Genomic DNA, 12,002 nt, shown 5'->3' with positions numbered 1-12,002 from the left:
TCGTCCCCATCCCTTCCGCGGCGGTGTCTGGGGCAGCCGCCACCGGGCGGCTGTTCCGAACACCCCCGGCGCGGTTAGCATGGCCCCATGACGGGACAGCAGGGGACGGCACCGGCCATGGCGGGGCGGGCGGCATCGGCATTGCAAGGACGGCGCTACACAGTGCTCGACCACACCTTCTTCGTCGTCGGCGGGGCCTCGGCCATCTGGCTCGCCTATGTGCTGGCGCGGGCCAGCTTCAGCTGGGGCTGGGGGCAGCTGCTGTTCCTGGTACTGTTCTGGGCTCTGGTGGCCTATCTGGTGCTGCCGCGGATCCACCGGATCCTCACCCAGATCTACGTTCCCGCCTACTTCATTGGCCGCACGCGCACCAGCGATGGATTGCTCGGAGACCCCGTCAATCTTGCCTTCCGCGGCAGTGAGGACAGGCTCCGGGCGGCCATGGCCCGGGCCGGGTGGACCCTGGCCGACCAGCTGACCTTTGCCACGGGGTTGAAGATCGTCACCTCCACCTTGCGCAGGCAAAGCTACCTTGAGGCTCCCGTCAGCCCCCTGCTGCTCTTTGGCCGCCAACAGGATTTCGCCTTCCAGCAGGAGGTTGACGGCAGCCCGGGCAAGCGGCACCACATCCGCTTCTGGCGCTGCCCCGACGGCTGGCTGCTCCCCGGCGGCATTCCCGTGGACTGGCTCGCCGCCGGCACCTATGACCGCAGCGTGGGCCTGTCCCTGTTCACGCTGCAGATCACGCACAAGATCGAGGCGGACATCGACGTCGAGCGGGACTATGTGCTGGCCACACTGGCAGCCGGGCCCGAGCCGGTCAGCGTCGAGGTGATCCGCGATTTCTCCACCGGGTACCACTCGCGCAATGGCGGCGGAGACCAGATCGCCACCGACGGCGATCTGCCCATCGTCGACGTCGGAGGCGTCCGTGCCCCGGCGGCCGAACCCGCTGCGGCCAGTCCCAAGCGCCCGCCGTCGACGGTGGCCGGAACCCTGTTCCTGCTGGCCGGCGCCCTTGAGGGTGCCCTGGTGGCGCTGGCGCTGCTGGTGGATCCAGCGGACTTCGCCACCGAGGGCACCGAACCCGCCGAAGCACTGTGGGTTGCGGCCGCGTTTGGACTGCTGACGGTGCTGGAACTCGGCCTGGCTGCTGCGGTGTTCGCCGGCCGGCGGTGGGCCCGGACGCTGGCGATGGCGCTGACCACCCTCACCATCCTCACCCAGGCCGCCCAGACGATGTGGGGCGACCCCGTGACCCCGTTCGAGGTCAACGTCGTGGGCCTCACGCTGGACATCCTGCTGCTGTTGGCCCTGTCCTCGGACAGGTCCCGGCTCTTCGCCAACCGCCGCACCCCAACTAGGTGACAGCTATGACACATTCCGTGGCCCGGAACGTGCGATAACTGTCACTCAGTTGGGGCGGGGCACAGAACGGGACCTGCCGCAGCGGTGGTCCGATGTATACATAAAAGCGATGTTTTGATGAACATTTGGCTTTTTCTCCCATGATGCGCGTTCTATGTATACACTGAAGCTATCCCGCGCATCACGAGGACGCACCTGCAACCCCAGCGATGTGCACCCTGCCCACAACGCAAGGAGACCGCCATGCGTGCCAGCGACAAGGCCTATGCGGCCCTGCGCAGCGACATCATCGAATGGCGCCTGCCGCCGGGATCCGTGCTGGCCGAGGTGGAGCTTTCCGAGCGGCTGGGAGTCTCCCGCACCCCCGTCCGTGAAGCCTTGGCACGGCTCAGCGCCGAGGGGCTGGCCGAGCCGCAGAGCGGCCGCGGCGTGGTGGTCACGGACATTTCCATGGACCATGTGCGTGAGCTCTTTGAGCTGCGGCTGGCCCTGGAATGCCGGGCCGCCGAGCTGGCCTGCGAGCGCGGTGACAGCGACATCTTCCGAGCTCTGCATGACCGGCTGAGCAACGTCGATGCGCTGCTCTCGGAGCAGGATCCGGACCGCCGCGGGTACTACGAGCTCGTGGGCGCCCTGGACAGCGCCATCGACGCCGCCGTGGGCAATGCCTATCTGGCCCAGGCGCTGAAGGGCCTGCGCGTCCACTTGGTGCGCATCCGCCGGCTCTCCCACGACAACACCACCCGGCTGGCCGAGGCCGCCCGGGAGCACGCCACCATTGCCCTGGCCATCGCCAACGGCAGCCCCGCCGTCGCCAGTGCCGCCACCACCGTCCACCTGGACAACAGCCTGCGCCACTTGTTGGCCGCCAACCACTCCTAGACCCACCGCTCCGAGCGAGCAACCCCGAGAGGATCCCCCATGGTTATCCAACACCACGTCCGTGTGTACAAGAGCGAAGAGAACCTGGCCCGCGAGGACCAGCTGGCGCACAAGATCGCCGTCGTCGCCGCCGACCCCGTGGCCGTGGCCGACGACGTCGCCGACATGGTCATCAACCGCGTCATCGACAACGCCTCCGTCGCGATTGCCTCGCTGAACCGCGGCCCCATCGTGGCCGCCCGCGCCCAGGCCCTCAGCCACGCCCCCTCCACCGGCGGCAGCGGCGCCTCCGTCTTCGGCATCGCCGAGAAGGTCTCCCCCGAGTGGGCCGCCTGGGCCAACGGCGTCGCCGTCCGCGAGCTGGACTACCACGACACCTTCCTCTCGGCGGAGTACTCGCACCCGGGCGACAACATCCCCCCGATCCTGGCCGTCGCCCAGCACGTGGGCGCCTCGGGCGCGGACCTGCTGCGCGGCATCACCACCGGCTATGAGATCCAGGTGGATCTGGTGAAGTCCATCTGCCTGCACAAGCACAAGATCGACCACGTCGCCCACCTCGGCCCCTCCGCTGCAGCCGGCATCGGCACCCTGCTGGGCCTGGATGTGGAGACCATCTTCCAGGCCGTCGGCCAGGGGCTGCACACCACCACCGCCACCCGCCAGTCCCGCAAGGGTGAGATCTCCACCTGGAAGGCGCACGCCCCGGCGTTCGCGGGCAAGATGGCCGTGGAGGCCGCCGACCGCGCCATGCGCGGCCAGACCTCCCCCGTGCCGATCTACGAGGGCGAGGACGGTGTCATCGCCTGGATGCTGGACGGCCCCGACGCCGCCTACGAGGTGCCGCTGCCGGCCCCGGGCGAGGCCAAGCGCGCCATCCTGGACACCTACACCAAGGAGCACTCGGCCGAGTACCAGGCGCAGGCCCTGATCGATCTGGCCCGCAAGCTGCACAACGAGCACCCGGAACTGGCCGATGCGGCCACCATTGCTTCGGTGCTGATCAAGACCAGCCACCACACGCACAACGTCATCGGCTCCGGCGCCAATGATCCGCAGAAGTACGATCCCACAGCCTCGCGGGAGACGCTGGACCACTCCATCCCGTACATCTTCACCGTCGCCCTGCAGGACGGCTCCTGGCACCACGTGGATTCCTACACCCCCGAGCGCGCCGGCCGGCCGGACACCGTTGAGCTGTGGCACAAGGTCACCACGGCGGAGGATCCCGAGTGGACCCGCCGGTACCACACCAACGACATCGCCGAGAAGGCCTTCGGCGGCTCCGTGGTCATCACCCTGGCCGACGGCACCGTCATCACCGACGAGATCGCCGTTGCCGACGCCCACCCGCTCGGCGCCCGGCCCTTTGCCCGCGCGCAGTACATCGCCAAGTTCCGCACCCTGGCCGAAGGCCTGGTGGAGCCGGCGGAGATCGAGCGCTTCCTCGCCGCAGCGCAGCGCCTCCCGCAGCTGGCCGCCGGTGAGCTGGACCAGCTGAACATCCAGGCCGCCCCCGGCGTCATCGATCTGGCGGCGGCACCGAAGGGGCTGTTCTAGATGCTGTACTCGCACAAGACGGCCGAGCAGAAGCGCGCGGACCTGCGCGCCATGCTCACCCCCGGCGCCGCCCGCCAATTCCCGGGCGCATTCAACCCGCTCTCGGCTCGGCTGATCGGTGAGAAGGGCTTCGACGGCGTCTACATCTCCGGCGCCGTCCTCGCCAACGACCTGGGCCTGCCCGACATCGGCCTGACCACCCTCACCGAGGTCGCCACCCGCGGCGGACAGATCGCCCGCATGACCGACCTGCCCTGCCTGATCGACGCCGACACCGGCTTCGGCGAGCCCATGAACGTGGCGCGCACCATCCAGGAGCTGGAGACGGCAGGCCTGGCCGGGGCGCACATCGAGGACCAGTTCAACCCCAAACGCTGCGGCCACCTGGACGGGAAGAACATGGTGGACCTGGACACCGCCGTCAAACGCATCGCCGCAGCCGCCGACGCCCGCCGGGACCCGAACTTCCTCATCATGGCCCGCACCGACATCCGCGCCGTCGAGGGCCTCGCCACCGCGATCGAGCGGGCCAAGGCCCTCGTCGACGCCGGCGCGGACGCGATCTTCCCGGAAGCCATGAAGGACCTGGGAGAGTTTGAGGCGGTCTGTGACGCCGTCGACGTGCCGGTGCTGGCCAACATGACAGAGTTTGGCAAGAGCGCCCTGTTCACCCGCGCCCAGCTGGCCAGCGCCGGCGTGGCGATGGTGATCTACCCCGTGACACTGCTGCGCAGCGCCATGGGGGCCGCCGAACGGGTGCTGGACGCCATCTCGGCCGACGGCACGCAGGAATCACAGGTCGGGGCGATGCTCACCCGGGCCCGGCTCTACGACCTGGTGGACTACGAGGCCTACAACCGCTTCGACACCGGCATCTTCAACTTCCAAATCCCCGGTCTGGACACCGCCCAGAACAGCTCCACCCGCTAACCACCCACCGTTCCCGCAGCCTTTTGCATCACTAGAAGGAGAATCCCCATGAGCTCCCCCGAGATCAAGAAGGGACTGGCCGGCGTCGTCGTCGACTACACGGCCGTGTCCAAGGTCAACGCCGAGACCAATTCGCTGCTGTACCGCGGCTATCCGGTCCAGGAACTGGCGGCGCAGAAGAGCTTTGAGGAGGTGGCGCTGCTGCTGTGGACGGGCGAGCTCCCCACCACCGCGGAGCTGGCGGTCTTCACGGCCTTTGAGCGGGCCAACCGCGCCCTGGATCCGGTGGCGAAGGCCACCATCGATCTGCTGCCGCTGGACTGCCACCCGATGGATGTGGGCCGCACCGCCGTCTCCGTTCTGGGCGCCAGGCATCCGTTGGCGGAGGATTCCTCCCCGGTGGCGGAGCTGGCCAAGGCCCAGAGCCTGTTTGCGGCCTTCCCGGCCATCGTCGCCTACGACCAGCGCCGCCGCCGCGGCCTGGACGTTGTGGAGCCGCGGGCGGACCTGGACTACGCGCAGAACTTCCTGTGGATGACCTTCGGCGAGGAGGCGGCCCCGCCGGTGGTGGATGCCTTCCGCGTCTCGATGGTGCTGTACGCCGAGCATTCCTTCAATGCCTCGACCTTCACCGCCCGTGTCATCACCTCCACGCTGTCGGACCTGCATTCGGCCGTCACAGGTGCCATCGGCGCGCTGAAGGGTCCGCTGCACGGCGGCGCCAACGAGGCCGTCATGCACACCTTCACCGAGATCGGCATCCGCAGCACTGAGTCCCGCGAGGACGCCGCTGCCCGGGCCAAGGTCTGGATGGAGGAGGCACTGGCCGCCAAGAAGAAGGTGATGGGCTTCGGCCACCGCGTCTACAAGCACGGCGATTCCCGCGTGCCCACCATGAAGGCGGCCCTGGATTCGATGATCGAGCACTTCGGCCGGTCGGAGATGCTGGGCCTCTACGACGGGCTGGAGCAGGCGATGGACGAGGCCAAGGGCATCAAGCCCAACCTCGACTACCCCGCCGGACCCACCTACCACCTGATGGGCTTTGACACCGAGATGTTCACGCCGATCTTCATCGCCTCCCGGATCACCGGCTGGACGGCGCACATCATGGAACAGCGCGCCGCCAACTCGCTGATCCGCCCGCTGAGCGAGTACAACGGCCCCGACGAGCGGCACCTCGCCTAGCGTTTGGACGCACCGCTGGAGTACGACGGCGGGCCGGCCACCTTTTCCGGGTGGCCGGCCCGCCGTTTCTCTAAACAGGGGTCCGCTAGTCGATGGGTGCCGCGGCCGTTGCTGCCGCAGTGGCTTCGGATCCACCCGGACCATGGGGCTGCACGCGCTGGGGCGCCGGGGTGTGGGGGCGAAGCTGCGCGCCGAAGGGGTTGAACTGGCTTTGGTTCAGCCCGCCAAATTCATAGGCGGTCTCGGCGTGCTCGGTCACGTCCACACCCGCCACCTCGTCCTCGTGGCTGACCCGGAACCCGAGGTACCGGCGGATGGCCAGGCCAATGACGGCCGTGCCCAGACCCGACACCACGATGGTGACCAGCACTGCCGCCGTCTGGGCCATCAACTGCCCAAACCCGCCGCCGTAGAACAATCCGCCGCCGTGCCCATCCACCGGCAGGGCGATGAATCCCAGAGCCAGGGTGCCCACCAGGCCCGCCACGAGGTGGACGCCGACGACGTCGAGCGAGTCGTCAAAGCCCAGCTTGAACTTCAACCCGACCGCGAGGGCAGCGACCACGCCGGCCACCAGTCCCAGTCCGAGCGCGGCCACGGGGCTTATGTTGGCGCAGGCCGGGGTGATCGCGACGAGACCGGCGACAACACCGGAGGCCGCACCCAGCGAGGTCGGGTGGCCATCGCAGATCTTTTCGGTGGCAATCCACCCGATCATGGCGGCGGCCGGGGCGGCCATCGTGTTGATGATGATCAGCGCTGCCTGCTCACCTGTGGCGGCCGCGCCGGCGTTGAAGCCGAACCAGCCGAACCAGAGGATGCCCGCGCCGAGCATGACCAGCGGGATGTTGTGGGGGCGGTGGCTGGAGTCGGAACCGAAGCCGTGGCGCTTGCCCAGGAGAAGGGCCAGGACCAGCGCGGCAACGCCTGCACTGATTTCCACCACCGTGCCGCCGGCAAAGTCGATGACCTGCCCGAAGACAGCGCCGATGGCACCGTCGTGGCTGAGCAGGCCGCCGCCCCAGACCATGAAGGCCAACGGGCAGTACACCACCGTGACCCAGATCGGAACGAAGACCACCCAGGAGGTGAACTTGGCCCGGTCGGCAATGGCGCCGCTGATGAGGGCCACCGTCACCATGGCAAATGTGGCTCCATAGGCGGCCTTGATGAGCTCGGTGGAGCCCAGAAGATTCTCCAGACCAAAGTGGGCAAACGGATTGCCGAACAGGCCGGCGAGGCCCGCTCCCGTGGTCATGGAATAGCCCCACAGCACCCAGACCACACCGACGATGCCGGCGGAGACGAAGCTCATCATGATCATGTTCAGGGCGGCCTTGGCGCGCGTCATGCCGCCGTAGAAAATGGCCAGGCCGGGGGTCATCAAGAGCACCAGTGCCACCGATACCATCAACCAAACGTCGCCCGCAGTGATTTGCACCCGGTGGTCCCTTCTCAAGAAATCTGCCTACCGGGCCTTGGGCGCCGGCCCCCCGCCGTCAATAGTTCAATCTTGGGTGATGTTTGTTTCAGCCCGTGGCCGGCAGATTGCGGGGAGGTTACAGAAAATCCACAGAGGTAAAGTTCCGGTGACGGGATTGTTTCAGCGGTGTTACCGATCTGGATGGACGACGGCGGGCCGGCACCTGGACAAGGTGGCCGGCCCGCCGTCGTCGCGCATCCAATTGGAAATGGCCAGCTAGGGAATTTCCTGCAGGCTCACGATCATTTCCTTAAGTTTCGAATACTCGGAGCTTGCCATGTAGGCCCTGGCCTCCTGCATGGTCGCGAACACCGGCTCCGCCCCACCTGCAGCTGGCAGGCCCGTGAACGACAGCGACCCGCGCGGTGCACCCGTGACAAGGGTGTAGAAAGTGTTGGAGCAATTGGCGCCGAGCCCGCCCGAGTCCTTGTCCACCAGACCCAGCCCATAGAGCAGCCCCTTGCCGCTGAAGGTTTGGTCAAGAACCCGGTAGGAGAACCTGACACCCCGTTCCAATGCCCAGGATGAGTATGGGCCGGCGAAGGACGTGTCCAGTTCAGTCACCGGGTACGTCTGTCCGCAGGCGCCTCCGAGGCCGCCACCGCTGCCGTAGGCCAGTCTCGCCACGGTCTTCCCCCGTTCATCCGCGACATCGATTCCCGATGCCGGGACATTGCTGTTGCCCATGGGAACATCTGACGTTGTCCAACCGGTCGGGAGGCTGAAACGGACCTTTGCTGCCTGGCTGGTGAATACCGTGGACGTTTGAACCTTGCTCGGCTTCAGCGACAGTGACACCATCATCCGCTTCAGGTCCTGGTACTCCTGCGTCTGCATGTACGTGCGGGCGTCCGCCACCGAATCGAACATCAGCGGTGCATCGGTGCCATCGGCGTACAGGTCGATCGTGTCGGCGAAGGACGTAAACGGGACATTCTCGGGCGCCGTGATCATGTTGCGGAATGTACACCCCGGCGTGCCTTGCACCTGAGTGGCCTCGGACAGGCCGATGCTCGCATAGACCTTGTCCGCTTCGACAACGGTAAAGGTGAAGCGCGACAGCCCGAGGGGCGCTCCCTTGATGGCGGAGAATTCCTTCACCTTGTCGGGTTTCTGGGCTATGTCCAGTTCCACTGCGTCAAGGGTGTCAAAGGGCCGGGGCGTGGTGCAGCTGCCGCCGGCCAAATCGTAGTGGAACTCCAGCGCGGCTACCTGCTTGTTCTCGGCGTTGCGGACGCTGACCTTGTTGAACGGCATGCCGGCAATCATCCTTGGCGACTCTACGGTGGACCAGTTGGCTGGCAGCTCGAATGTCCCTTGCTGGGTGGAATCGGTGAATGTCTTCCATGCCACCAGCGCTGCCTGGCTTGCCGTTGCCGTTGCCGTGGGAGTTGCACTCGCTGTCGCCGTGGGTTCCACAGTCACCACCGCGGTGTCCGCCGGAGCCGGCGCCACTGTCAGGGAGCCCAGGTTGGACACCACCAGCACACCCGCTGCAACGGCGGCCACGGCAATGGTCGCCAGCCCGGCAATGCGCGCCGCACGCCGCCGCCGGACGTCGGCCAGGGAGATGACAGTCGGCGGCATCCTGTCCACGGTCTCGGAATTGTCGGTGACGATGCCGCGGAGCACGGTTTCGGCATCCGGGACCACGATGGGGTCCCCTGACTTCAACGGATCGCTGGCGGAGATCAGATTCTTGATGGGATCCATCTCATGCCCCCATTTTCTGTGAAAGGGAATTGGTGGGGGCCGGCATCCTCTTGCGGAACGCCTCCCGGGCTCGGTGCAACCGCACCTTCGCAGCGGATTCGCTGCAACGCAGGACGCCGGCAATCTCGGCAATGGTGAGGTCGTCCCAGTAGGCCAGCTGCAGGATGTCGCGGTCCTTCTCGCGCAGGCCGGCCATCGCCTCATCCACGAGGGCATTGTCCGCGTCGGGCCCGGACTCCGTGGCAGCTGATTCGCGCAGACGGACCTGCAGTGCCTGCTGGCGTTCATGGCTGCGGTAGGCATTTCCCAGCAGATTCCTGGCCACCGTGAACAGCCAGAACGGCTCCACCACGGGCGCCTCGTCCCATTTCTGCCACGCCACACGGAACACATCCGCGGCCAACTCCTGTGCCACCTCCGCATCGTTCACGCGGCGCCGGACAAACCGAAAAATGCGTGGATAGCAATCCTTGTGCAGCGCAATGAACGCCAGCTCTCGTTCCGAAAGCAATGTCCCCCCTGGAAGTATCGTGAGCCCTGCTTGTTTGGCTACACCAGCTATGTTTCCGGATGGCGCGGCAAGGTTACAGAGCCACGGGAACTTCTTCAGAAAGTTTTGCCGGCGTCTAGCCCACGGCTCCCGGCTCCGGCCAGTCCGAGGTGTGCACACGTGCCACGCTCTCGTTGTCGTCCGCCAGCACCACCGTCACGGCAATCCGCTGGCCGGAGATCATCGCGGGCAGCCAGTGCTCGGCGTCGGCCCACATCTGCTGAACCGGCAGCGCATCCACCCGGTGCCACTGCGGGGCAATCTCATCGCTCTCGGCGGGCTCGCCGGTCCACCGCTCCGTCAGGTAGACGGTGGTGGACATATTCCACTCACCCCGGGCAGGGAAGACGAACTCGACGGTGCCGGCGGGAATGAGGTGCCGTTCCTCCACCACCACGTGGACCTCCTCGGCCACCTCGCGGCAGGCGGCCTCCGCCGTCGTCTCCCCCGGCTCCACATGGCCCCCGACGCCAACGATCTTGCCGGATCCAAAACCTGTCTTCTTCAGCCCCAGCAGCACCTCCTGCCCGGAGCCATTGGCGCGGAGCAGAAAGCACAGGGTTACGGCGGCAGCATTCACGCCTCCACCCTATGCCCGCCCGGTGCGGGCGGCCCAACCCGTTGACTCTTCCCAATGCCGCAGGATAGCTTGGCAGACACCTCGCCATCTGCCTCCAGGAGTGCCGCATGCCGTTGTACGAGTTCCGCTGCCCCAGGGGCACAGTCTTTGAAGCCAGCTTCGCCATGGCGGATGCGCCGCAGCAGCTTGACTGCCCCGATTGCAGCGCACCGGCCCGCCGTCGGATCTCAGCGCCACGGCTCTCCATCGCCGGGACGGCGGCATTCGGGCTGATTGATGCGGCCAAGCGCAGCGCCCACGAACCCGCCGTCGTCTCCTCCCCCGCGCCGGGCGGCGGCAGCCGCGGCCCGCGCTACACCGCCAACCCGCTCCACCAAAAGCTGCCCCGGCCCTAGCCTCCCAAGCCTCCCCCGGGGATCTTCTTGTCTTTGACCACCGAAGTTCATTGAACAACCGAGATCGCAAGGAGAACCACATGCCCGAAGTACTGTTCCCGCTCGATTCCGCCAGGAAGTTCGAAGACCAGGCCAAACTCGGCCACAACCGCTGGCATCCCGAAATCCCGCCGGTGGCCACGGTGAAGCCCGGGGACTCCTTCCGGGTGGACTGCCGCGAATGGTTTGATGGGGCCATCGTCAATGATGACTCGGCCGAGGATATCCTCAATGCCCCCTTGCTGACCGTCCACAAGCTCTCCGGCCCCTTCGCCGTCGAGGGTGCCAAACCGGGCGACCTGCTGGTGGTGGACATCTTGGACGTCGGCCCCATCCCCCAGGAGGATTCGGGTCCATTGGCCGGCCAGGGCTGGGGCTACACGGGCATCTTCTCCAGGAACAACGGCGGCGGCTTCCTCACGGAACAGTTCCCCGATGCCTACAAGGCCATCTGGGACTTCACGGGGCAGGTGGCCACGTCACGGCATGTGCCGGAGGTCCGTTTTGAGGGGCTCATCCACCCCGGGCTGATGGGCACGGCCCCGTCGGCCAAGCTGCTGGCCACGTGGAACAAGCGCGAGGGCGATCTCATTGCCACGGATCCGCACCGGGTCCCGCCGCTGGCGCTGCCGCCGGAGGCAGAACACGCCGTCCTTGGCGGGCTCCCCCGTGCGGAGTGGGGGCGGGTGGGCGCGGAGGCGGCCCGCACCGCTCCGCCGCGTGAAAACGGTGGAAACCAGGACATTAAGAACCTCTCCAAGGGCTCGCGCATCTTCTACCCGGTGTTCGTGGACGGCGCCAACCTCTCGGTCGGTGACCTGCACTTCTCCCAGGGCGACGGCGAGATCACCTTCTGCGGCGCGATCGAGATGGGCGGGTTCATCGATCTGCGCGTGGACCTCATCAAGGGTGGCATGGAGACCTACGGCGTCAGTGAGAACGCGATCTTCATGCCGGGACGCGCGATCCGCAGTTCAGTGAGTGGCTGGCGTTCTCGGGCACCTCAGTCACCCTCGACGGCGAACAGCGCTACCTCGACTCGCATCTGTCCTACCAGCGGGCCTGCCTCCACGCCATCGACTACCTCGTCAAGTTCGGCTACAGCCCGGAGCAGGCCTATCTGCTGCTCGGAGCCGCCCCCATCGAGGGCAGGCTCTCCGGCGTCGTCGACATTCCCAACTCCTGCTCAACCGTCTACCTGCCCACGGCCATGTTTGATTTCGACGTGCGTCCCTCGGCCTCGGGGCCGCACCAGGTCGCACAGGGCATCGGCGCTCCGCGGGCCGCCAACCGGTAGCGCCGCCCAGCCGGCAC

10 protein-coding genes and 1 pseudogene are annotated in these 12,002 nt (G+C 66.9%); 7 read left to right on the top strand and 4 right to left on the bottom strand.

The annotated features are described in order from the left end of the window. Positions 1-87: 87 nt before the first annotated feature. From K254_RS0103155 to K254_RS0103135, 5 genes are all read left to right on the top strand, one after another. Positions 88-1,368 (top strand): LssY C-terminal domain-containing protein, encoded by a 1,281-nt coding sequence (locus tag K254_RS0103155; RefSeq protein ID WP_231391728.1) that lies wholly within the window; start codon positions 88-90, stop codon positions 1,366-1,368. Between the two features lie 243 nt (positions 1,369-1,611). After that, positions 1,612-2,250, top strand: coding sequence for a GntR family transcriptional regulator (locus K254_RS0103150; RefSeq protein WP_026554157.1), 639 nt, complete (start codon positions 1,612-1,614; stop codon positions 2,248-2,250). A gap of 39 nt (positions 2,251-2,289) precedes the next feature. Continuing rightward, positions 2,290-3,810 (top strand): MmgE/PrpD family protein, encoded by a 1,521-nt coding sequence (locus K254_RS0103145; RefSeq protein ID WP_026554156.1) that lies wholly within the window; start codon positions 2,290-2,292, stop codon positions 3,808-3,810. Further along, entirely contained in the window at positions 3,811-4,740 is a 930-nt protein-coding gene (gene prpB, locus K254_RS0103140) for a methylisocitrate lyase (RefSeq protein WP_026554155.1), read from the top strand. A 48-nt stretch (positions 4,741-4,788) separates the two neighbouring features. Beyond that, entirely contained in the window at positions 4,789-5,928 is a 1,140-nt protein-coding gene (locus tag K254_RS0103135; protein WP_026554154.1) for a bifunctional 2-methylcitrate synthase/citrate synthase, read from the top strand. Between the two features lie 85 nt (positions 5,929-6,013). Here the strand turns inward: K254_RS0103135 and K254_RS21485 are convergent, their stop codons facing one another. The 4 genes from K254_RS21485 to K254_RS0103115 all read right to left on the bottom strand — a co-directional run bounded on the left by K254_RS21485 (position 6,014) and on the right by K254_RS0103115 (position 10,254). Then, entirely contained in the window at positions 6,014-7,369 is a 1,356-nt protein-coding gene (locus K254_RS21485; RefSeq protein WP_081709857.1) for an ammonium transporter, read from the bottom strand. Between the two features lie 258 nt (positions 7,370-7,627). Further along, entirely contained in the window at positions 7,628-9,124 is a 1,497-nt protein-coding gene (locus tag K254_RS24700) for a hypothetical protein (RefSeq protein ID WP_026554153.1), read from the bottom strand. A 1-nt stretch (position 9,125) separates the two neighbouring features. Next, entirely contained in the window at positions 9,126-9,635 is a 510-nt protein-coding gene (locus K254_RS0103120; RefSeq protein ID WP_026554152.1) for an RNA polymerase sigma factor, read from the bottom strand. 115 nt (positions 9,636-9,750) lie between these two features. Then, positions 9,751-10,254, bottom strand: coding sequence for an 8-oxo-dGTP diphosphatase (locus tag K254_RS0103115; RefSeq protein ID WP_026554151.1), 504 nt, complete (start codon positions 10,252-10,254; stop codon positions 9,751-9,753). A 107-nt stretch (positions 10,255-10,361) separates the two neighbouring features. Between K254_RS0103115 and K254_RS0103110 the strand changes: the two genes are divergently transcribed. Together K254_RS0103110 and fmdA are read left to right on the top strand one after the other, a co-directional pair. Further along, positions 10,362-10,649 carry an FmdB family zinc ribbon protein gene (locus K254_RS0103110; RefSeq protein WP_026554150.1) on the top strand — a complete coding sequence of 96 codons (288 nt, stop codon included), beginning with the start codon at positions 10,362-10,364 and terminating at the stop codon, positions 10,647-10,649. 80 nt (positions 10,650-10,729) lie between these two features. Further along, positions 10,730-11,985 (top strand): annotated as a pseudogene (gene fmdA / locus K254_RS21475) (formamidase). The last annotated feature ends 17 nt before the right edge of the window (positions 11,986-12,002 follow it).

It is taken from the genome of Arthrobacter sp. 35W, assembly GCF_000482545.1.
Classification (GTDB): Bacteria; Actinomycetota; Actinomycetes; order Actinomycetales; family Micrococcaceae; genus Specibacter.
This window is presented reverse-complemented; position numbering and strand designations above follow the sequence as displayed.

Coding starts and splice junctions, on each gene's coding strand:
- K254_RS0103155 (WP_231391728.1), top strand. CDS start 88: ATGACGGGACAGCAGGGGACGGCACCGGCCATGGCGGGGCGGGCGGCA.
- K254_RS0103150 (WP_026554157.1), top strand. CDS start 1,612: ATGCGTGCCAGCGACAAGGCCTATGCGGCCCTGCGCAGCGACATCATC.
- K254_RS0103145 (WP_026554156.1), top strand. CDS start 2,290: ATGGTTATCCAACACCACGTCCGTGTGTACAAGAGCGAAGAGAACCTG.
- prpB (WP_026554155.1), top strand. CDS start 3,811: ATGCTGTACTCGCACAAGACGGCCGAGCAGAAGCGCGCGGACCTGCGC.
- K254_RS0103135 (WP_026554154.1), top strand. CDS start 4,789: ATGAGCTCCCCCGAGATCAAGAAGGGACTGGCCGGCGTCGTCGTCGAC.
- K254_RS24700 (WP_026554153.1), bottom strand. CDS start 9,124: ATGGATCCCATCAAGAATCTGATCTCCGCCAGCGATCCGTTGAAGTCA.
- K254_RS0103110 (WP_026554150.1), top strand. CDS start 10,362: ATGCCGTTGTACGAGTTCCGCTGCCCCAGGGGCACAGTCTTTGAAGCC.